This window comes from Streptomyces sp. NPDC002476 (assembly GCF_042889785.1).
GTDB lineage: Bacteria > Actinomycetota > Actinomycetes > Streptomycetales > Streptomycetaceae > Streptomyces.
In genome coordinates this window covers 18,175-38,123 of sequence record NZ_JBIARH010000046.1, presented here as the reverse complement: position 1 = coordinate 38,123, position 19,949 = coordinate 18,175, and the positions used below count along the sequence as shown (strand labels likewise).

At 68.9% G+C, this 19,949-nt stretch carries 17 protein-coding genes; 11 read left to right on the top strand and 6 right to left on the bottom strand.

Annotated features, from left to right (window positions below; translation table 11 throughout):
* Positions 1-37: 37 nt before the first annotated feature.
* Positions 38-349 (top strand): transposase, encoded by a 312-nt coding sequence (locus ACFYXM_RS32435; RefSeq protein ID WP_389294813.1) that lies wholly within the window; start codon positions 38-40, stop codon positions 347-349.
* 23 nt (positions 350-372) lie between these two features.
* On the opposite strand, the gene ACFYXM_RS32430 is transcribed toward ACFYXM_RS32435, so the two are convergent.
* Positions 373-1,620, bottom strand: a complete 1,248-nt coding sequence (locus tag ACFYXM_RS32430) for a sensor histidine kinase (protein ID WP_389294811.1) — start codon at positions 1,618-1,620, stop codon at positions 373-375.
* The gene (locus ACFYXM_RS32425) at positions 1,617-2,279 is read right to left on the bottom strand and encodes a response regulator transcription factor (RefSeq protein WP_389294809.1); all 663 of its coding nucleotides are present in this window, start codon (positions 2,277-2,279) and stop codon (positions 1,617-1,619) included. Before ACFYXM_RS32425 ends, ACFYXM_RS32430 begins: the two co-directional genes overlap by 4 nt.
* Before the next feature lie 179 nt (positions 2,280-2,458).
* Between ACFYXM_RS32425 and ACFYXM_RS32420 the strand changes: the two genes are divergently transcribed.
* The 8 genes from ACFYXM_RS32420 to ACFYXM_RS32385 all read left to right on the top strand — a co-directional run bounded on the left by ACFYXM_RS32420 (position 2,459) and on the right by ACFYXM_RS32385 (position 12,456).
* Positions 2,459-3,898 carry an ABC transporter permease gene (locus ACFYXM_RS32420; RefSeq protein WP_389294807.1) on the top strand — a complete coding sequence of 480 codons (1,440 nt, stop codon included), beginning with the start codon at positions 2,459-2,461 and terminating at the stop codon, positions 3,896-3,898.
* A gap of 1 nt (position 3,899) precedes the next feature.
* Positions 3,900-4,574 (top strand): ABC transporter ATP-binding protein, encoded by a 675-nt coding sequence (locus ACFYXM_RS32415; protein WP_389294805.1) that lies wholly within the window; start codon positions 3,900-3,902, stop codon positions 4,572-4,574.
* Between the two features lie 520 nt (positions 4,575-5,094).
* Entirely contained in the window at positions 5,095-5,757 is a 663-nt protein-coding gene (locus ACFYXM_RS32410) for a TetR/AcrR family transcriptional regulator (RefSeq protein ID WP_389294803.1), read from the top strand.
* 267 nt (positions 5,758-6,024) lie between these two features.
* Positions 6,025-7,392 carry a GH1 family beta-glucosidase gene (locus tag ACFYXM_RS32405; protein ID WP_389294802.1) on the top strand — a complete coding sequence of 456 codons (1,368 nt, stop codon included), beginning with the start codon at positions 6,025-6,027 and terminating at the stop codon, positions 7,390-7,392.
* Positions 7,393-7,406: 14 nt separating this feature from the next.
* The gene (locus ACFYXM_RS32400; protein WP_389294800.1) at positions 7,407-8,663 is read left to right on the top strand and encodes an MFS transporter; all 1,257 of its coding nucleotides are present in this window, start codon (positions 7,407-7,409) and stop codon (positions 8,661-8,663) included.
* A 204-nt stretch (positions 8,664-8,867) separates the two neighbouring features.
* Positions 8,868-10,940, top strand: coding sequence for a discoidin domain-containing protein (locus ACFYXM_RS32395; RefSeq protein WP_389294798.1), 2,073 nt, complete (start codon positions 8,868-8,870; stop codon positions 10,938-10,940).
* Between the two features lie 332 nt (positions 10,941-11,272).
* On the top strand, positions 11,273-11,542 hold the full coding sequence (locus ACFYXM_RS32390; RefSeq protein WP_389294796.1) for a hypothetical protein: 270 nt from the start codon (positions 11,273-11,275) through the stop codon (positions 11,540-11,542).
* A gap of 26 nt (positions 11,543-11,568) precedes the next feature.
* Entirely contained in the window at positions 11,569-12,456 is an 888-nt protein-coding gene (locus ACFYXM_RS32385) for a septum formation family protein (RefSeq protein ID WP_389294794.1), read from the top strand.
* A 222-nt stretch (positions 12,457-12,678) separates the two neighbouring features.
* On the opposite strand, the gene ACFYXM_RS32380 is transcribed toward ACFYXM_RS32385, so the two are convergent.
* From ACFYXM_RS32380 to ACFYXM_RS32365, 4 genes are all read right to left on the bottom strand, one after another.
* A complete protein-coding gene (locus tag ACFYXM_RS32380; RefSeq protein ID WP_389294792.1) occupies positions 12,679-13,335 on the bottom strand; it encodes a hypothetical protein in 657 nt (218 codons plus the stop codon).
* Positions 13,336-13,396: 61 nt separating this feature from the next.
* Positions 13,397-13,876, bottom strand: coding sequence for a hypothetical protein (locus tag ACFYXM_RS32375; protein ID WP_389294790.1), 480 nt, complete (start codon positions 13,874-13,876; stop codon positions 13,397-13,399).
* Positions 13,877-13,915: 39 nt separating this feature from the next.
* Positions 13,916-15,298, bottom strand: coding sequence for a Dyp-type peroxidase (locus ACFYXM_RS32370; RefSeq protein WP_389294788.1), 1,383 nt, complete (start codon positions 15,296-15,298; stop codon positions 13,916-13,918).
* Between the two features lie 63 nt (positions 15,299-15,361).
* On the bottom strand, positions 15,362-16,507 hold the full coding sequence (locus ACFYXM_RS32365) for a catalase family protein (protein WP_389294786.1): 1,146 nt from the start codon (positions 16,505-16,507) through the stop codon (positions 15,362-15,364).
* 918 nt (positions 16,508-17,425) lie between these two features.
* Between ACFYXM_RS32365 and ACFYXM_RS32360 the strand changes: the two genes are divergently transcribed.
* The gene (locus tag ACFYXM_RS32360) at positions 17,426-18,628 is read left to right on the top strand and encodes an aminotransferase class V-fold PLP-dependent enzyme (RefSeq protein WP_389294784.1); all 1,203 of its coding nucleotides are present in this window, start codon (positions 17,426-17,428) and stop codon (positions 18,626-18,628) included.
* The gene (locus ACFYXM_RS32355) at positions 18,613-19,944 is read left to right on the top strand and encodes an ABC transporter substrate-binding protein (RefSeq protein WP_389294782.1); all 1,332 of its coding nucleotides are present in this window, start codon (positions 18,613-18,615) and stop codon (positions 19,942-19,944) included. Before ACFYXM_RS32360 ends, ACFYXM_RS32355 begins: the two co-directional genes overlap by 16 nt.
* Positions 19,945-19,949: the final 5 nt, after the last annotated feature.

Genomic DNA, 19,949 nt, shown 5'->3' with positions numbered 1-19,949 from the left:
AGACTGGGACGTGTGAGCCCCCAGAAAGCAGTGCCAGGTGGGAAGCACGTGCACGAAGCGGTACTCGGAGGAGTTCAAGCGGGACGCCATCGCGCTCGTGGCGTCTTCGGGCCGGACGGTGACCGAGGTCGCCCGGGAACCGGGCATCAGCTCGGAGAGCCCGCGGAACCGGGTGAAGAAGGTCCCCGTCCGCGCCGACACCCGGATGACTTCGTCCTCGTCCGTCACGCCCTCGAAGACAAGGGCCGACAGCCCCGAAAACACCACACCCACAAGCTCATTGACATCGCGCACACCATGCCGACGACGGCCGTCACCCTTCATCATCACCGCGGGACAGAGCCGTTGACCGTACAGACCCATCCGTCACAGCTACGGTCTGCTCGGGCCTTCCTCGGAGCTGCGCGGCTTCGGAAGCTCGACCCGTAGAGTGAGCCCGCCGGTGGGATTCGCGGTCGCGGTGACCGTACCGCGGTGGGAGGTGGCGATCGAGCGGACGATTGCCAGGCCCAGACCGTGGCCCGAGCGGTCGCTGCCGACCCGGGAACGCACCCGGTAGAAGGGCTCGAAGAGACGGTCCACCACGGCGTCGTCGACGTACGGGCCGGTGTTGTCCACTTCCACCACTGCCGACGCCTCGTCCTGGATGACGGCGAGGTGGACCAAGCCCGCTTCGGTGACGTTGTGGGTGAGGGCGTTGTCGAGGAGGTTGAGAATCAGCTGCCGCAGGAGGACGGCGTTGCCCATGACCTCGCAGTCGGGTTCGGTGTCCACGGTGAGACGGACTCCGTTCGCCGCCGCTCGCTCAGAGCGAGCGACGGCGGCCCGCTCTGCGAGGTCGGCGAGGTCCACCGGGTGGGGGTCGAAGAGGGCGTGGTCCGCGGCAGCGAGGTCGAGCAGGGCCCGTACGACGCTGATGTTGCGCTCGTTGGTCTCCTGGAGCAGCGGGGTGAGTTCGGCGAGTTCCTCGCTGGTCGGGGCGTCGGCGGCGACCTGGAGGGCGGCCCGGGTGGTGGCCAGGGGGGTGAGCAGTTCGTGGGCGGCGTTGGCGGCGAACCGCTGGTGTGCGGTGAAGGACTGCTCCAGGCGGCCCAGCATGGTGTCGAAGGTGTCGGCCAGCTGCTTGAGCTCGTCTTCGGGGCCTTGGGCGTGGATGCGTTCCGTCAGGTTGCCGTCCGCCGCCTCGGCCGCGGCCTCGCTGATGGTGTGCAGGGGGGCGAGCAGCCGTTTGGACAGCAGCCAGCCGGTGCCGAGGCCGAGTGTCATCACCAGGAGCACCCCGCCGGCGGACACCAGCAGGACCGTGTTCCAGACGTCTTCCTTGCTGGAGATGGCGCCCAGGTGATCGATCTTCTGGCCCTGGACCGGGGTGAGGCCGGCCGGGGGGCGGGGCTCTGCGGTCGGGGCGGGGGAAGCGGGCCGGAAGGGGGCGTCCGGGGCGACGACGGTCGTGCTGAAGTCGTACGTGGGCAGGAAGCGCATTCCGACGTAGATGATCGCGACCATCAGCGCAGCGCACACCCCGAGGGCGGTGGCGAAGCCGAGAAAGAGCCGACCATGGATGCTCAGTGTCCGCTGCCTCGGCGCGCGCCTGCGCGGTCTGTTTCCGGGCCGTCTCATGCGGTGCCCATGTAGTAGCCCGCGCCGATCGTGGTGTGGACCAGCCGGGGTTCGCCGAGTTTCTTGCGCAGGGTGTGCACCACGAGGCGGACCGCGTTGGTGAAGGGGTCGGTGTGCACGTCCCAGGCTTTGTCGAGGAGGTACTCGGCGCTCAGGACTCCGCCGTCGGCGCGCATCAGCAGCTCCAGGACGGCGAGTTCCTTCGGCGTGAGGCGGATCTCTGTGCCCGCGCGGGTGACCCGGCGGCGGTGGGTGTCCAGCTGCACATCGGCGAAGGTGAGGACTGGGGAGTGGGCCATGGGGCTGCGGCGGTACAGCGCCCGCAGCCGGGCGATCAGTTCGGGGAAATCGAAGGGTTTTGCCAGGTAGTCGTCGGCGCCGAGGCCGAGGCCCTCGACCTTGTCGCCGAGACGTGAGGCGGCAGTCAGCATGAGGATGCGGCACTCCAGGCGCATGGCGACGATCCGGCGGCACACTTCGTCGCCGTGGACCTCGGGCAGGTCCCGGTCGAGGACCACCGCGTCGTAGTCGTAGACGGTGAGCCGCTCCAGGGCGGCCGCTCCGTCGTGCACCACATCGACCGCGATTGCTTCCCTGCGCAGCCCGATCTCAAGGACCCGCGCCATGTACTGCTCGTCCTCGACCACCAGCACCCGCACGCGCGACAACCTTTGCTTCTCATTGATTCGACGATCCATTCCCGGTAGGCAGCCGCCCATATCGGATGCCTACCGAGTCCGTCATACCAAACGGCTCCTTTGATCCGTGTATGAGACGCCTGATGCTGCAGCCCGCGCGCAAACATCCTTCAAAACTCGGTCCTCCTAGCGTGGGGGCCATGAATCTGTTCAAGCGAGCCTGGTGGCGCCTTAGAGGCCATCTGGGCAAGACGCTGATGCTCATCGGTCTGTTCTTCGTCATCTGCACCCTGGTCCTGTCCGGGTTTCTGATCCAGTCCGCCGCGGCCCGCGCCGCGGAGTCGGCCAAGAGCAGCGTGGGCGTGGTGGCCACCATGCAGCTGGATCTGAACGCCTACCTGGCCGCGGGCAAGGGCTCGGGGGGCGACGGCGGCCAACCCGGGATGATCGGGGCCGATGCCGAACTGCGCCGCGGTCTCGTGGACAAGATCTGCGAGTCGTCGGTCCTGGCCGGGTGCAACTACACGAAGGACGGCGTGGCGGCCCCCACGGACCAGGTCAAGCTCCATCAGCCGGCTCCGCCACCGCCCGGCCAGGACACCACTGCCGTGGACTTCTTCAAGGCGGACGGTGTCCGCTATCTGAACTCGGTCAAGGACTTCCGCAACGGCGACTCGAAGATCGTCTCGGGTTCCGGGATCACACCGGACAGCAAGAGCGACATGGTCGTCATCGAGGAGCGGGTGGCCAAGGACAACCGCCTCGAGGTCGGCGACGAGATCAAGCTCAACGCCAACATCCAGCACCCCGACGGCAGGCTGGGCACCAAGGAAACCGACTTCGTCGTCGGCGGCATCTACAGGAACAGCACTGCCGACCCCGGCACCTACGTACCGCCGATGCAGGCGCCCTCGAACCAGATCTACGTCACTCCGGACGGCGCGACCCGCCTCGACGGCAAGGAACTGAGCGCTGACGGCGGGACCGTCCGGTCGGCCACCTTCACCTTGCGCAACCCCGATGATCTGGACCGGCTCAAGGAGGACGCCGAGTCGGCCGGTGCCGACCTCGAGATCTTCCCGCTGAGCGTCAACGACAAGCAGTACAAGACCCTGGTCGGCCCGATCAACAAGACGGCGGACTTCGCCTCCCTCACGGTGTGGCTGGTCGCGGTCGCGGGCACCGTCATCCTCGCCCTGATCATCGCCTCGAACATGCGCGAACGCCGCAAGGAGATGGGCATTCTGCTCTCCCTCGGCGAAAAGAAGCACAAGCTGCTCGGCCAGCACCTGGTGGAGGTGGTCGCCTGTGCGGTCCTGGCGATCGGCTTCGCCGCTGCCGGCAGTCGGTTCATCGCCCAGGGCGTCGGCGACCAGCTGCTCTCCGGCGAAGTCTCCTCCGCCAGGGACTCCGCCGCCGACCAGGGCCCTGGGCAGGACCTCACCGACCCCACTGGCGGTGCCAACGAGGAGGAAACCCCGGAGGTCGAGCCCATCGACACCATCGACATCAGGCTCGGCGCGGGCGACATCGGCTCCGTCGGCGCCACCGGCCTCGGTATCGCAGCCCTGGCCACGATCGTCCCCGGCGTCCGGGTCCTGCGCCTCAACCCGCGCGACATCCTCACGAAGGGCGACTGACTTGACCACCCCGATCCTGCAGCTCACCGGCCTGACCCACACCTACCAGTCCGGCAACAGCCGCCGCATCGTCCTCAAGGACGTCAACTACTCCTTCGAGCAGGGCCGGATGTACTCCGTCATCGGCCCCTCCGGTAGCGGCAAGACCACGCTCCTCTCACTCGCCAGTGGACTCGACTCGCCCACCAGGGGCAACGTCCGGTTCAAGGGCCAGGACATCGCCGAGATCGGGCTGGGCCGGTACCGTAACCGCCATGTGGCCACGGTCTTCCAGTCACTGAACCTGCTCACCTACATGACGGCCGTCCAGAACATCACCTCCGCCATGGAGATCACCGGCGTGAAGGGGGTCAACAAGAAGAAACGCGCCGCCGAACTCCTGGGTCTGCTCGGCGTGGAGGAGTCCGACCAGCACCGCCGCACGCTGGAGCTCTCCGGCGGCCAGCAGCAGCGCGTCGCCATCGCCCGCGCCCTCGCCTGCGAAGTGGACATTCTCTTCGCCGACGAACCCACCGGCAGCCTCGACCAGGTCACCGCCGACGGAATCATCGAGGTGTTCCGGAAGCTGGCGCACGACGACGGCAAGAGCGTGATCCTGGTGACCCATTCGCGGGAGGTGGCCGACGCCTCCGACGAGGTGATCCGCCTCAAACGCGGCAAGCTCATGACCGTATGACCGGCCAGGACGATTCCGCCGCCGCGACCTCACACATGCTCGCTGTTGGGTTCGCCCGCTTCCTGGCGTCGGGGTACACCCGAACGTGGCCCTGGCTAGATTTTTGTTTGCGCCGTGAGGCGCTGTTGGTTCGAGTGGAGGTGGACGACCTGCACCAACCCGCTGTCGCAGCAGTCGGGTTGAAATTGGGGGCAGCCTGATCCGGGTGATGTCGGGGAGGGCGAGAGCGGCCCTGACAAAGCCGGGACGTGACCAGAACCGCAGGAACCAGTCCGCCGGTCGGTCCCGGCGCAGCCGGACAGCAAAGTCGTCGAGCGCCTGTGGAAACGATGGCGGACAGCGGCTGACTGCGCCTCATGGGACTGCCGTGGGCGAGCTTTCTGCCCTTCCGGACCGACCGGCACCTCGTCACCGACATCCCCGCCGTCACGGCTGCCGGAATCCTCGCGGGGGCGCAGCATGGCCGGCCCCCGCTCCGTGGCCGCGTGCTACGTTCGCGTCATCGGACGACCGGGGGCACGTGGTGACGGAAACAGGCAAGCCGCAGCCGATGTCGCGGGCGCGGCTACGGAGGCAGCCTCAGCAGGCACGCAGCCGGGCCCGGGTCGAGGCCATCCTCGCCGCGGCCGACCGGATCCTGTCTCAGGAGGGGTACGAGGCGCTGACGATGCGGCGGATCGCCGAGGAGGCAGGCGCGCCGGTCGGCAGCATCTACCAGTTCTACCCGGACAAGAGCGCCGTCGTGGACGCGCTGGGCCAGCGGTACCTCGATGCCTTCAAGGCCGCCATCGACGAACTCGTCGAGCACACCGTCGAGGGCGAATTGACCGACCCCGTCGGCATGATGGTCGGCGTCTACGCCGAGCTCTTCCGGTCCCAGGCGGGCGGCACGGCTCTGTGGGCCGGGCGGCACCTCAGTCCCGAGCTCGCGCGGGCCGACGAGGCGAGCAACACGCACATCGCCGAGGGGCTGCAGCGCATCGTGGAGCACCTGACCGGCGGGCCCGGCGGCCACCAGGCGCAACGGGCGACGCGGATGGTGGTGTGGGCCGCCAACGCCGTGCTGCACGAAGTGTTCAAGAGCGACGGCGAGCCGGACCTGGAAGCCGTGGACGAGCTCAAGCGGATGCTGAACGCCTACTGGGAGGACCTGCGCGGCCGGCTGACGGCCGCGGAAGGGTGAACCGAGGCGTTCAGCAAATCGCCGGGCCTCGGGCCCGGACTGCCGGGCCGACCCCCGTCGGCCGGGTCGTGGCCAGGCCCGACCCATAGAACGTGAACGATAGTTCATGTTACGGTGCGGCCCACCTCGGACGGCGTGCCCCGGTCACGAACAGCCGCCCTCCAGGCTGCCGTTGGGGCGCGAGGAGCGACCGTCGGCAGAATTCCGGAGCCGCGCGCGGGCGGCCGAACCTGGCGACTCGCGCATCACCGATGAAGGCAGGCGCCAGTGACGACGAGCACCACCGATGCCACCCGACTCCCCCGGCTCCCGGCCGGCTTCGCCTGGGGCGCCTCGACCGCCGCGTACCAGATCGAGGGCGCCGCCGACGAGGACGGCAAGGGAGCGTCCATCTGGGACACCTTCGTACGGCGCCCCGGGGCCGTACGCGACGGCCACACCGGCGACATCGCCTGCGACCACCACCACAGGTTCGACGAGGACGTCGCGCTGATGCGCCGGCTCGGGCTCGACGCGTACCGCTTCTCGGTCTCCTGGCCTCGCATCCTGCCGACCGGCGCGGGCAAGGTCGAGCCGCGCGGACTGGACTTCTACGACCGCCTGGTCGACGCGCTGCTCGATGCCGGGATCGAGCCCACACCCACCCTGTTCCATTGGGACCTGCCGCAGGCCCTGGAGGACGCGGGCGGATGGCTGAACCGCGAGACCGCCTATCGGTTCGCCGAGTACGCGGCCGTGGTCGCAAAACGGCTGGGCGACCGGGTCAAACGGTGGATCACCCTGAACGAGCCGTTCATTCACATGTCTTTCGGCTACGGCTTCGGCATCCACGCCCCAGGCCGCGCACTGATGCTGGACGCGCTGCCCGTCGCACATCACCAGCTGCTCGGCCATGGCCTCGCGACCGCGGCACTGCGGGCCACCGTTCCAGGTGGGCAGATACTGATCGCCAACAACTGCACGCCCGTCCGTCTGCGCTCCGACGCCCAGCAGGACAAGGACGTGGCGGCGGCCTCTGCCTATGACGCCCTGCACAACCGGCTCTTCAACGACCCTTTGCTGCTGGGGAATTACCCCGACCTGTCGGCCTACGGCATGACCGATCCGAGCTGGGGAGGAGTGGTGCGCGATGGCGATCTCGCCACGATGGCCGCACCGCTGGACGGGCTGGGCGTCAACTACTACAACCCCACCTGGGTCACCGCCCCGGCCGATCCTGCCGCCGCGCTGCCCTTCGACCTGACCGAGCCCACGGAACCGTACGAGCGAACCGCGTTCGACTGGCCGGTGGTCCCCGATGGGCTCACGGAGCTGCTCACCGGCCTCAAGGCCCGCTACGGCAACGACCTTCCACCGGTGTGGATCACCGAGAACGGCTGCTCGCAGCCGGCCGGACTGCACGACCAGGCGCGCATCGAGTACCTCGCAGGACACATCACCGCGATCGCCCGCGCCGTGTCCCGCGGGGTGGACGTGCGCGGCTACTTCACCTGGTCGTTGCTCGACAACTTCGAGTGGGCCGAGGGCTATCACCAGCGCTTCGGCCTGGTCGAGGTCGACTTCACCACCCGGCGTCGCACGCCCCGGGCGAGCTTCGAGTGGTACCGCGACCTGATCGCCTCCCAGCGGTCCTGAGCGACGGAGTCGTCATGTCCCACGCCTCCGCGGCGGACGACGCCGCCGTCTTCGCCGAGCCCACCGTCCCGGTCAGGGCCGGCTGGACGGTGAACCTCTCGCTGGCCACGCTCGCCGTCTTCATGGCGTTCATGACACCCATTCAGATCCTGCTGCCACTCCAGTTGGAGCGCATCGACCCGCACGGCAAGAACGATGCGCTCTCGCTCGTCACCGGCCTCGGCGCGCTCGTCGCGGTGCTGGCCAATCCGCTCGCGGGCGCATGGTCGGACCGCACCACGAGCCGGTTCGGCCGCCGCCGGCCCTGGATTCTCGGCGGCGCCCTTGCCGGGGCAGCGGGGTTGTCGGTCACCGCCACCCAGCACACCGTGGCCGGGGTCGCCGTCGGCTGGTGCCTCGCGCAGGCGGGCCTGAACGCGATGCTGGCCGGGGTCACCACCCCGATCGCCGACCGTGTACCGCTCACCCAACGCGCTCAGGTCTCCGGATGGACCGGCCTCATGCAGTCCTTCGGCCTCGTCCTCGGCGCGCTGATCACCACACTGCTGATCACCGGTGTCCGCTCCGGCTACGGCACCCTCGCCGTGCTCACCGTCGCACTCTCCCTCCCCTTCGTGCTGCGCCACTCCGAGCCGCCCCTGCCCCGGGCACTGCGCCCCGCCTTCGACGCCCGCGCCTTCGCCCGCTCGCTCTGGGTGAGTCCCCGGCAGCACCCCGACTTCGGCTGGGCCTGGCTCACCCGATTCCTGATCAACCTCGGCAACGCCCTCGGCACCCTCTACCTCTTCTACTTCCTCGCCGACGCCGTCCACTACGGCGACCCCGGCACCGGCGTACTCATCCTCACGGTGATCTACACCCTCTGCGCCGCACTCACGGCCATCCCCGCCGGTGTCCTGTCCGACCGCGTCGGACGCCGCAAGGTCTTCGTCGTCCTCTGTTCGCTGGTCATGGCCGCAGCGGCAGTGCTGCTCGCCCTGCTCCACACCTGGCCGTCCGCCCTCGCCGCCGCGGCCGTCCTCGGCGCGGGTTACGGCATCTACCTCGCCGTCGACCAGGCCCTGGTCACCCAGGTGCTGCCCGAGGCGGCCGACCGCGCCAAAGACCTCGGTGTCATCAACATCGCCAACTCCGGCCCGCAGGTCCTCGCCCCCGCCCTCGCCTCGCCGGTCATCAGCCACCTCGGCGGCTACACCGGCCTCTACACCACCGCCGCCCTGGTCATCCTCATCGGCGGTCTCCTCGTCAACCGCATCCGCAGCGTGGCCTGACGATGGCCGGACGGGCGGGCCGTCCGGCCGATCCGCTCGACTCCCGACACTCGATCAACCTCAACCGGCCGCAGCCGAAAACGAGTTCGCCAAAGCTGAGGATTCCTCATGTTTTTCGGCCCGGACCGTTGACTCCTCCGACCGTGGTCGCGATTCTGAAAAACCCGTCAGTAACTTGAGTGCACATGTCAATCAAAGTGAGTGATGACCATGGCTCAACCTCCGCGCCGCAGAATCAGATCCCTCACGGTGGTGTCACTGCTCCTCGCCGTGATGTCCCTGGTACTCGGCCCGATGCCCAGCTCCGCGGCGGAGCCCGACCCCGGCTGGTGGACCCCGACCGCGCGGCCCACACCCGACGCGCAGATCGATGTCACGGGCGAGCCCTTCAAGGGCACCGACGCCCAGGGCCGCGTAAGGGGCTTCGTCGACGCCCACGACCACATCATGTCCAACGAGGGCTTCGGCGGCCGGCTGATCTGCGGCAAGCCGTTCTCGGAGCAGGGCGTCACCGATGCCCTCAAGGACTGCCCCGAGCACTACCCCGACGGCTCGCTCGCCATCTTCGACTTCGTCACCAAGGGCGGTGACGGCAAACACGACCCCGATGGGTGGCCCACCTTCAAGGACTGGCCCGCCCACGACTCACTGACCCACCAGCAGAACTACTACGCGGCAATCGAGCGGGCATGGCGCGGCGGCCAGCGGGTGCTGGTCAACGACCTGGTCACCAACGGCGTGATCTGCTCGGTCTACTTCTTCAAGGACCGCAGCTGCGACGAGATGACCGCCATCCGTCTTGAGGCGCAGAAGTCGTACGAGATGCAGGCCTTCATCGACAAGATGTACGGCGGCCCGGGCAAGGGCTGGTTCCGGATCGTCACCAGCAGCGCGCAGGCCCGCGAGGTCGTCGAACAGGGCAAGCTGGCAGTCGTCCTGGGGGTCGAGACGTCCGAGCCGTTCGGCTGCAAGCAGATCCTGGACATCGCGCAGTGCAGCAAGGAGGACATCGACCGTGGCCTGGATGAGCTGCGCGAACTGGGCGTGAGCAGCATGTTCCTGTGCCACAAGTTCGACAACGCCCTGTGCGGGGTGCGCTACGACTCCGGCGCCCTCGGTACGGCGATCAACGTGGGCCAGTTCCTGTCGACCGGCACCTTCTGGAAGACGGAGACCTGCCGCGGCCCGCAGCACGACAACCCCATCGGCAACGCGGTGGCGGCGCAGGCGGAGAAGCAACTGCCGAGCGGGGTGACCGTCCCCTCGTACTCCTCGGATGCTCAGTGCAACACCCGCGGGCTGACCAGCCTGGGTGAGTACGCGGTGCGCGGGATGATGAAGCGCCACATGATGCTGGAAGTGGACCACATGAGCGTCAAGGCCGCGGATCAGGCCTTCGACGTCCTCGAGTCCGAGTCGTACCCGGGCATCATCTCCTCGCACAGCTGGATGGACCTGGGGTGGACCGAGCGGCTCTACAAGCTCGGTGGGTTCGCCACCCAGTACATGAGCCAATCTGCGGCGTTCAGCGCGGAGGCCAGGCGCACGGACGCGCTCCGCGAGAAGTACCAGGTCGGCTACGGCTACGGCACCGACATGAACGGCGTCGGCGGCTGGCCGGCCCCGCGGGGCGGGGACACCCCCAACCCGGTGAAGTACCCCTTCCGCAGCACGGACGGCGGCTCGGTGATCGACAAGCAGACCACCGGCGAACGCACGTGGGACTTCAACACCGACGGCGCGGCGCACTACGGCATGGTCCCGGACTGGATCGAGGACATCCGGATCGTCGGCGGCCAGGAGGTCGTGGACGACCTCTTCACGGGTGCCGAGTCCTACCTGCGCACCTGGGGGAACACCGAGAAGCACAAGTCCGGGGTGAATCTGGCCTCGGGTGCGGCCGCCTCGGCGTCCACGTCGGAGTGGTGGAACCCGTTCGTCAGCTTCGCTCCCGGCAAGGCGGTGGACGGAGACAAGGACACCCGCTGGGCCAGTGAGTGGAAGAACGACCAGTGGCTGCAGATCGACCTCGGATCCGCGAAGCCGGTCAAGCGCGTCACCCTCGACTGGGAGGCGGCATACGCGAAGTCGTACCGCATCGAGCTGTCGCAGGACGGCGAGACCTGGCAGACGGCGTGGTCCACGGCCGCTGGTGACGGCGGCCTGGACACAGCGTGGTTCGCCCGAACTCCGGCGCGCTACGTACGAATCCAGGGCCTGGAGCGCGGCACCGAGTGGGGCTACTCGCTCCACGAGGTCGGCGTCTACAGCGACTGACGGCACCGGCGGCGGTGTCCCGGGCCGAGGCCGGCCGGATCAGCTCTCCCGATCCGGCCGGCCTGACGTCCCGGCACGCCACGAAGAGCGCAGGCGCCCTGCCGGTGCCGGCGCCGCCGCCTCCGCTCGGCTCGCCGTTCACGCGATCAACGCGCCGGCCCTGTCGCCGTTCACCAACCGCCAAGGCCATGGGGAACTCGTCGCCACCGCGCTCGCCCATCACCTGCACCGCATCACCGCCCTCCCCTGCTTCGGCCCCGCAGACCTCGAGGCGGCCCCGCACCCGTCCGATCGTCTTCCGCGGCGTGGGCGGTGTCGGCAAGCCCGCACTCATGCGCAAACTCGAAGCCGCCCTTGGCGACCGATGGGCCACGAACACCGCCCTCTCCCCCAGCCGCCCCCTCGTCGTCGCCTGCCTGCGCCAGGGCCTGCGCATGGCCCGCGACCACCGCTTGAACGACCTGGGCCGGCTCATCGAGGCCGCCTTCGTCCATACCGACGACTCCGTCCGGGAATGCCCCGCACTGCCCGCCTCCATCGAAGGTGAGGGCCTCGCGCAACCGTGTCACAGGAATGGCATACGATGTGCGCGACTCCAATAAAGATCATTTAAGAGGATGTACACGTCATGGCACTCCGTGCTCCGTATCGTTCCCTTCACGGCATAACTGCCGTTGCCGCCCTGCTCGCGATCGGCGCGGTGGGATGCTCGGACGTCTCCGACGCCGTCGACAGCGCCAAGGACAGCGCGAAGAAGGTGACTCGTCAGCGCTCGGTGTTCTCGCTGGACATCGGCGACTGCTACAACCCGAACGGCAAGGTCGAGGGGACGGCGTACGCCGTCGAGATCGTGCCCTGCGACGAGGCGCACGAGGGCCAGGTCGTCGGCGAGTTCGCGATCGACAAGGGCAAGGAGTACCCCGGCGACGACGGGGTCTCGGCGATCGCGGACAACCGCTGCCCGGTCGAGGCGCAGAAGTACGCCCCGGACACCTGGGCGCTCCCCAAGGGCGTCGACCTCTTCTACTACACCCCGAGCAAGGAGAGCTGGGCGACGGGCGACCGCGCGGTGAGCTGCACCTACACCGCGCAGAAGGGCACGTTCAGCGGCTCGCTGGGCACCGCGAAGTCCCTCAAGCCCGAGCAGACCACGTACCTCAAGGGTTCGAACGCGGTCTACGAGGCCCTGTGGGCGAACCAGCCCGAGAAGGACACCGTCGAGGACGACCTGGCCGGCTACAAGGCGCAGGCCAAGGCCGTCGCCGCCGCCCTCGACGCACACGTCAAGGGCCTGGACGGCATCGAGGGCACCGAGGTCGGCAAGCTCCGCGCGACGCTGACGAAGGCGGCCGGGAACTGGAAGAAGGCCGCGAACGCCGCCGACGCCGACGCGTTCTACATCGACTACGACCCGGCATTCACCGACATCGACCCGAACAAGTCGGTCGCCGCCCGCAAGGAACTGGGCCTGGCCACCACCGTCCCGGCCGACGAGGCCGAGGTCTGGGCGGGCTGACGCTCCGTCGGGGTAGCGGGGCCGTGTCCGTCAAGGACCTGGCCCCGCTTCCCAAGGCCTGTCCGGCCTCGACGCCGCCGCCGAGGAAGGGATTCGCCCCTCGTCGGCCGCATCCGGCTCGCGGACCGAGATGCGTGGCTGCGGCGACAACCGCACGGGCACGCCGGTCTGCCAGATCTGTAGCCGCCGGGCTCGTTGGGCGGCGGCTGGAGTCTGACGTGGCTACTCGGACCAACGCGGGGAGGTGAGCATGTGGCAGCTGAGCATCAGCACCCAGAAGGGGAATGCCAGTTCGGACCAGCGCACGTTGACGACGACGAAGAGGAGGACGGTGCCGACGAGGTAGCCGAGCCACACCAGCCAGCGGGGGAACAGCCCCAGGAGACGGCCGATGGTTGTGGTCGAGAGGGTGAACACGGCGGCCATGCGCATGCTGTAGCTGGAGAGCAGGGTGTAGGTGAAGTGGTGGCCGTACTGCCACAGTGTCAGCCGTGATGGGCCGCCTCGCGCTGCGGTCACGTCGAGCATGCTGCCCGCCGATGTGGCCAGTGCGAACAGTGTCGCGACGAACAGCAGGCCGCTGCCGAGAAAGACGGTGGCGACGAACTTGTCCTCTGCCTTGCCGACGTAGGCGCGTAGCGCGCCCATGAACCACAAGAAGGCGATGCCAGCGAACGGCAGCAGGGCCAGCGCCCACCGAAGAGCCTCCCGGTGGGAAGAGCTGGTGTGCCACTCGTCTGCGGTGAGTGGGAGTGCGGGAAACACGATGCGCACGAGGACGATGACGGCGGCCAGCAGGACGGCGAACGCGATGCCGACCACGCCCGCTGCTCTGGGCGTCCGCAGCCGTTGTTCCGGGCGCGCGGTCGTCGCTGCCATGGGTTGCCTCCGTCAGACCGGATGGGCGCGGTGGAAGGCGATGCTGCATCCGGTGACCGGGTCAGCTCGCCTCGTCGAGCAGGCGCTGGAAGGCTTCCTGGACGCGTAGTGCCTTCTGGAGGTCCTTGACGGTGGCATCGGGGATGGTGCGTTGGTACGAGCAGGCGGTGGCCTGGTGGGCGACGATGTGGTCTTTGATGTTCGGGTCGTTGATGCCTGGATAGTCCACGGTGTGCTGCAGGATGGCGTCGAAGACGTCGGGAACCTGGGCGGCGAAGTCATCGATGTAGGCGTCCCAGTCGCCGTCGAAGTTCGTGGCGAACATCAGGCGGGTGTCGTCGTCGAAGAGAACCCACCGGGCGTCGTGCAGCGTCCCGATACGCGCGCCTATCTCCTTGCGGTGTGCCTCGAAGCCGGGCTGCTGAAAGACCTCGCGGATCAGATTCCCCTCCCCGGGCTTGACATCGAAGAAGAGAGTGAACTCGTAGGTCCGGCCGGACTTCAGACCAGGGCGGCTCGGTTTGTCGACGTTCGTGGTCATCTCGGGTTGCCTTTCTGGAAGACGGGCCGGCCGTCCGTTTCAGGTGTCGAGCTGGATGATCCACGTCAGGGCGTGGATGCCGGGCATGAACAGGTACTCGCCTCCCTTGGTGACGGCGAAGCGGGGCAGCTGTTTCAGGCGGCGGCGAACCGGGCGCCGGGGGATCGTGAACGTGCCGGTTCCATCGTTGTCCCCGATAAGGGGGTCTTTCTCGGTGCCCAGGCCGGCGAAGTCGCCGTCGTTGGCCCACTGGGTTTTGAGGAACTCGAACTGCCGGACGAGATCGGCGCCCATGAAGATGAACACGATGCCGCGTTCAATGCCGTCGTCCTCAAGCTGTCCTTCGGGGAGCATCGGGCCGTAGGTGGTGCCCCGACGCAGGGCGCGGTGGATGCGCACATCCACGATCGTGTCCGCGAGGGAGTCGCGGGGGTTCATGCGCCGGATGTGGGCGCCGACGGGGCAGCACAGGCCGACCGGGTCTTGCTCGCGGTAGGTGAAGTCGTTGGCACGTGCGGGGTCTGCGGCCAGATCGGGGTCGTCATGGTCGGGGGCGAGGACCAAGGGTGCTCCACTTCGCCAGCGCCCGACCATCTTGGCCGCCAGCAGTTCCTCCTCCTCGGGCGAGGAGGCGTTGTCCTTGAGGTAACTGCGGAAGTCGGCCACCTTCAGGTGCAGCTTGCGGAACGCCACATAGGTGCCGTTGCGCCCCAGGGCGTCGGGCTGAGGCATGGGAGTGAGGCGCCCGAGCTGGTTTTCGTAGCCGAGAACGAACTCTCCGGCCTTGATAGGGGTGCCGAAGCCGGGCAGGTAGCCGTAGTGGTGGCGGCCGGTCTGGAGGATGCTGGCCACCCCGGCGCCCTCGATGTCCGGCTCGCCGATTCCGTCGACGAATCCCAAATGGGTTCGTCCGGTCGGCAGCTGGGATGCCTCCAGTCGGTAGATCACCCGCACCCCCGGCAGGTCGCGCAGGGCCGCGCGCCCCACCTCCAGCAGGGACTCCAGTGCCGCGGCGCCGGGAGCGAAGACGGACACGGCGATGTGCACGTCGCTGCTGCCCAGCGGGGCGTCCCAGTGCTCGGGGCTGCTCTCGCCCGTGTCGCCGAGCCGTTCGGCGCGGGCGGCCATGCCCTCGCGGAAGGCTTCGGGGAAGCTATCCAGCGATGCCTGCGGCACGCCCAGCGCCCGCAGCCCGGAATGACTCAGCGCCACACTCAGCCAGGCCCGGCTCGGCGGGTCCCACCAACGGGCTGCCGAGGCGACATGCGGCAACAGGCGCCCGAGCATCCGGCGTCCGTCCCCCGGGTCGTCGACGCGCAGCAGGAAGTACACCCCGGTGTACGGGGAGGGACGCTGTCGCAGCAGGGTGCCCTGGATGTCCTCCAGCTCCAGCACCTGCGTCTGATCCGTACTGTCTGCCATCGCGATCCTGTCTCCATACGGTCGGCGGAACTCGAACCCGGCCGGCGGTCCTTTCGGGTCCTCTCAGTGAGGGGGAACGGTGGTCTTCAGCGGCAGTACCTCATCCGCGGTGCGCGGCTCGCGCCGTTGCTGGTCGTTGAGCCGGTGGCGCAGGAGCGAGGAGCGGCGGTACACCTCTTTACGGGCCCGCATGATGCTGCCCAGCGGCCGATGGGCGGCGGTTACCCGCCAGGGCGTGAAGGACAGGGCGTCCATACGTCTGAGGTTCTCCTCCCCGGAAATGTCCTGCCGGGGGAAGCGGAGCTCGGCCACGGTGACGTAGGGGGACAACTGCTCGGGCCACTCGACGGTGAGGTCCTCGACCGGCATCCGCTCCAGGTCGGCGCAGAGCTGGACCTGGACGTCGAAGGCGTAGGGCCGCTCACGCAGCTCGGCCACCAGCGCGGGCCGGAAGACCTCGGCCGCGGAGGCAACGTCCATCTGGCGCTCCACCACGGCGGCAGCGCAAGCGGGCTCCGGAGCGATGCGTACTTTGGCGATGTAGTCGCCGTGCCGGACCGCTCCCATCGTCGTGTACGTCGACAGCAGCACGTTGACCAAGGGCCGCTGCGAGACGAGCAGGAAGGTCAAGAACTCCTCCCACGCCCACTTCTCAGGCTCCAGGGTTCCCTTTCCGGTCACGTAGTCGCGGTAGAAGCGGTGCCGGCCGCGGCGGCCTTCGGCGAAGTAGGCCCCGGCCTCCAAGAAGAGCTCCTGGATGAACAGGTAGTGCCGCACCGTGTTGCAGAAGAAGACCGGTGCGTTGATCGTGTTGTAGTCGAATGTCCGGCTGTCGGGTTCGTCCTCCAGCAGCGTCGGGCCGTCAATGCCGAACATCTTCAGCGCCAGTCCGGTCGCGCGGCCCAGGCGCGCGTCGGCACCGGCGTGAGGGGAACCGTTGGAAAAGCGCACCAGAGCGTCGTGTCTGCCAGGGGTGGCATAGATGCCTTGGGCGTACTCTTCCGGCAGACCATCAAGGATCTCCACCTCGCCCCGGACCAGCCCGTAGCCCTTCGCATGCGCGTCGCGGACCGCCTGGCCGGTGCCTTCGGCCGTCACCGAATCGGTGATGTACCGCTCCATCCGCGCGATCACGGTCTGCACGTCCTCATCGAAGTCGGGCTCGACAATCTCCACATCCGGGCTGTACGGGATGAACTGCGGCGACATCACTCCACCGCCTCTTCGTTTCGGCCAGGCCCCACAAGGGCATGTGGGGCTTCGAGTTGGATCGGCCCGCATCCCGCTACCGCAAGAGGGCCTTCCGCACACGTGCATACCTGTACATGGTCCGGCCGCCCCGCGCGGTCACGCCGACCCTCCCGGCCAACGGGTGCGCTCCCAGAGGGGGAGACCGACGCCCAGCGAGCCGGACCCAACCCCACCGTAGACACGTCCGGCGCCGGGGCGCGCGCCGAAAACGGGGCCGCTCGTCCTCCGAGCCGGTCACTCACCCCTGCAACGCGAGGCGACGCCGAAATCGCCCGTGACGCCGTGACGTGGGAGAGCGGACCGAACGGCCTACTCCGTTGCACGGTGAACCAGGTGGGAGAAGGAGCGGACTCACGTCGTCGAGCATCCGGTTCAGCAAGTAGGCGCTGACCGGTGCGATTTCCTGAGCGGCGCCGTCTACGACAATCCACGGCAGCGACGGGCTGTCTGTGACGTTCACGGCTCCGATCCGAGGCATCCGTACGCGGCCATCCATGCAGCCTCGGCACCCCGGTCACCTCGCCGCCCACCGCGCCAGCGGCGGCACCCCCGAGGCCGGCCTCGCATCCCTCATTCGCGAGGCCGTCAACACCGGCTGACGTTGTTGCGAACCGGGGAGTTCACCGGTGTGGTCGTCCATGCCGAGCGGGTGGCCAGTCGGGGGTGGGTGCGGTTCCACGCCATCACGCGGGCGCCGCCGTACCGGATCCACGCGACCGGGACGGGCTTGCGCATGCCGCCTGCCCGCGCGGGGCCGACCGGCCGGCTCGCTGGCAAGTAGTTGTGCTGAACCTCTTGCCGGGCCGCCCCGTTCTCCCTAATGTGAACCTTCAAATTTCTGAAAGTGCGCGCACCGAGCTCTATTGGGGCAGATTTTTGAACGATCAAATTCATCGGGTACCCGAAGCCGCCACCCCCGCGGCCTCCGGTCCGGCTCCCGCCCGCAGTCCAAGAGCGGGGTACCTCGACTACGCCAGGGTCGGCCCGCTCTCCCGCCCGGCCGCCGACGCGCTCGCCGCCACGACCGCGCTCGCCGCCCGCGTCGACCCCGCCGACCTAGAGCGGCTGTTCGCCCTCAGCGACGCTGCCCGGACCTCGGCGGCCCGGCTGCTCGACGCCCGTCGGCACGAGATCGCCCTCGCCCCGTCCACCAGCAACGGTCTGTTCACCGTGGCCGCCGCACTCCACGGCCCCGGTACCGTCCTGGTGCCCCGCGGCGAGTTCCCCGCCAACCTCTACCCCTGGCTCCGCTTCGCCGAACGCGGCGGCCCCGCGGTCCGCCTCGTCGACCCGGCCGGGCAGCGGCACATCACCCCCGACCTCCTGCGCCGCCACCTCACTCCCGACGTCACCGCCCTCACCGTCAGCGCCGTCGACTCGCTCACCGGCCACCTGGCGCCGCTCGCCGCCCTCAAGGAGGTCCTCGGGCCCGAGCGGCTGCTGATCGTCGACGCCATCCAGGGCCTGGGTGCCGTCGCACTCGAAGCGGACGCCGCCGACATCCTCGTCAGCGGCGGCCAGAAGTGGCTACGTGCCGGCTGGGGAGCCGCGTTGCTGCTGATCCGCGACCGGTGCGCCGAGCGTCTGGCTCCCGGGCTCGGCGGATGGGCCGGCGTCGCGGAGCCCTTCGCGCCTCGGCATCCGGCGCCGCCGCTGCCCGGGGCCGCCGCCCACCTCGCCACCAACCCGGACTTCCCGGCCGCCGCGGCCATCGGCGCAGCCATTGACGACCTGTTCGACCAGGGCGGCCCGGCCGCCGTCGGCGCCCGTATCCGCGCCACCCTCGCCGACCTGCTCGACCGCGCACGGCGGGCCGGCGCCGACATCCTGCTGGACGGACTCGGCCCTCACGAACGCGCCGGCATCGGCACCTTCCGCCTGCCCGGCCACGACCCGGCCACCGTCCACCACACCCTCGAAGCGGCCGGCCTGATCACCACCCGCCGCGACGAGTGGATCCGGCTGTCTCCCCACGCCTGCACCCCGGGCGCCGCGGCGGACCTGCTCGCCGAGGCACTGCACACCCTCACTCACCGCACAACCCACTATCCCCAGGAGCCGACATGTCCCATGAACTGAGCCGCCGCCAAATGCTCCAGTTAGCCACCGCCTCCGCCGCCGGACTCGGCCTGGCCGCCTGCGGCAGCAGCGGATCGGGCGGCAACGCCGGCGCCGACGGCGACAGCGGCCGGATCACCGTCTGGAGCTGGACCACCGCGGCCAAGGCCCTGCGCGCCGTCGTCCCCTCCTTCGAGCGGGACAACCCCGGCATCAAGGTCGACATCCAGGACATCGGCGAACCAGCCATCTGGGACAAGATCACTGTCGGCCTCGCATCAGGCGGCAAGGGCCTCGCCGATGTCCTGCACATCGGTGTCGACTACCTGCCCGGCTACCTGGAGAAGTTCCCCGAGGGCCTCGCCGACCTGTCCAGACTCGGGGCCGACCGGTACAAGAGCGACTTCGTCCAGGGGCTGTGGCCGACCGTCATAGGCAAGGACAAGGCCGCCCACGCCCTCCCGTGGGAGGTCAACCCCCTCGGTCTGTTCTACCGGCAGGACTACTTCGACAAGGCCGGTGTCGACCCCGCCGGCATCAGCAGCTGGGACGACCTGATCACCGCCGGTCCGAAGATCCGCACCGCCACCGGGGCCCAGCTGCTCGGGCTCGACAAGCCCGGCACCACCCCGGACATGGACTTCTTCCAGAACCTGATGCAGCTCCAGGGCGCCTTCTACTTCGACCAGGAAGGCAAGATCACGCTCGCCTCCCCGGCAGCCGTCCAGGCCCTCACCGTCATCAAGCGGCTCAACGACGACGGCCTGCTCGCCGACACCGCGGGCCAGGGCACCGGGAAGCGCCTGCTCAGCCAGGGGAAGCTCGCCACCTCTCCGGACCCCGCCTGGGCCGTCGAGTATCTGGCCACCAAGTTCCCCGGCCAGAAGGGGAAATGGCGCGTCATGCAGCCTCCCGCCGCCGTTCCCGGGGGCAGTCGCAGCGCCATCGTCAACTCCACCTACCTGGCCGTCTCCGCATCGAGCAAGCGCCGCCGGGCCGCCTGGCGCTTCATCGAGTACGCGCTCACCAAGCCTGCCGAGATCAACCGGATGTTCACCTCCGGTGGCGTCTTTCCCGCCCTCAGCGCGGCGTACGACGATCCGAGGTTCAGCGCGCCCCACCCCTTCTACGGCGGCCAGAAGGTGCTGAATTCCTTCGTCGACTCGCTCAGTTCCGGGTCCGAGGCCACCAACTTCACCGGCGACTACACCCGTGCTCTCAAGCTCGCCAGCGACGCCCAGAGCCAGGTGCTGGTCAAGGGCGCCGATCCGGCCAGTGCCCTCAGGGACGCCGCCGAACGGCTCGCCCAGCAGACCGGTCGGCAGCAGGCGGCCTGACCGCC

Bases quoted from the DNA above. Each gene is read 5' to 3' on its own strand.
- ACFYXM_RS32390 (WP_389294796.1), top strand. From the start codon at position 11,273: ATGCGCAAACTCGAAGCCGCCCTTGGCGACCGATGGGCCACGAACACC.
- ACFYXM_RS32370 (WP_389294788.1), bottom strand. From the start codon at position 15,298: ATGGCAGACAGTACGGATCAGACGCAGGTGCTGGAGCTGGAGGACATC.
- ACFYXM_RS32380 (WP_389294792.1), bottom strand. From the start codon at position 13,335: ATGGCAGCGACGACCGCGCGCCCGGAACAACGGCTGCGGACGCCCAGA.
- ACFYXM_RS32365 (WP_389294786.1), bottom strand. From the start codon at position 16,507: ATGTCGCCGCAGTTCATCCCGTACAGCCCGGATGTGGAGATTGTCGAG.
- ACFYXM_RS32430 (WP_389294811.1), bottom strand. From the start codon at position 1,620: ATGAGACGGCCCGGAAACAGACCGCGCAGGCGCGCGCCGAGGCAGCGG.
- ACFYXM_RS32400 (WP_389294800.1), top strand. From the start codon at position 7,407: ATGTCCCACGCCTCCGCGGCGGACGACGCCGCCGTCTTCGCCGAGCCC.
- ACFYXM_RS32395 (WP_389294798.1), top strand. From the start codon at position 8,868: ATGACCATGGCTCAACCTCCGCGCCGCAGAATCAGATCCCTCACGGTG.
- ACFYXM_RS32355 (WP_389294782.1), top strand. From the start codon at position 18,613: ATGTCCCATGAACTGAGCCGCCGCCAAATGCTCCAGTTAGCCACCGCC.
- ACFYXM_RS32420 (WP_389294807.1), top strand. From the start codon at position 2,459: ATGAATCTGTTCAAGCGAGCCTGGTGGCGCCTTAGAGGCCATCTGGGC.
- ACFYXM_RS32375 (WP_389294790.1), bottom strand. From the start codon at position 13,876: ATGACCACGAACGTCGACAAACCGAGCCGCCCTGGTCTGAAGTCCGGC.
- ACFYXM_RS32385 (WP_389294794.1), top strand. From the start codon at position 11,569: ATGGCACTCCGTGCTCCGTATCGTTCCCTTCACGGCATAACTGCCGTT.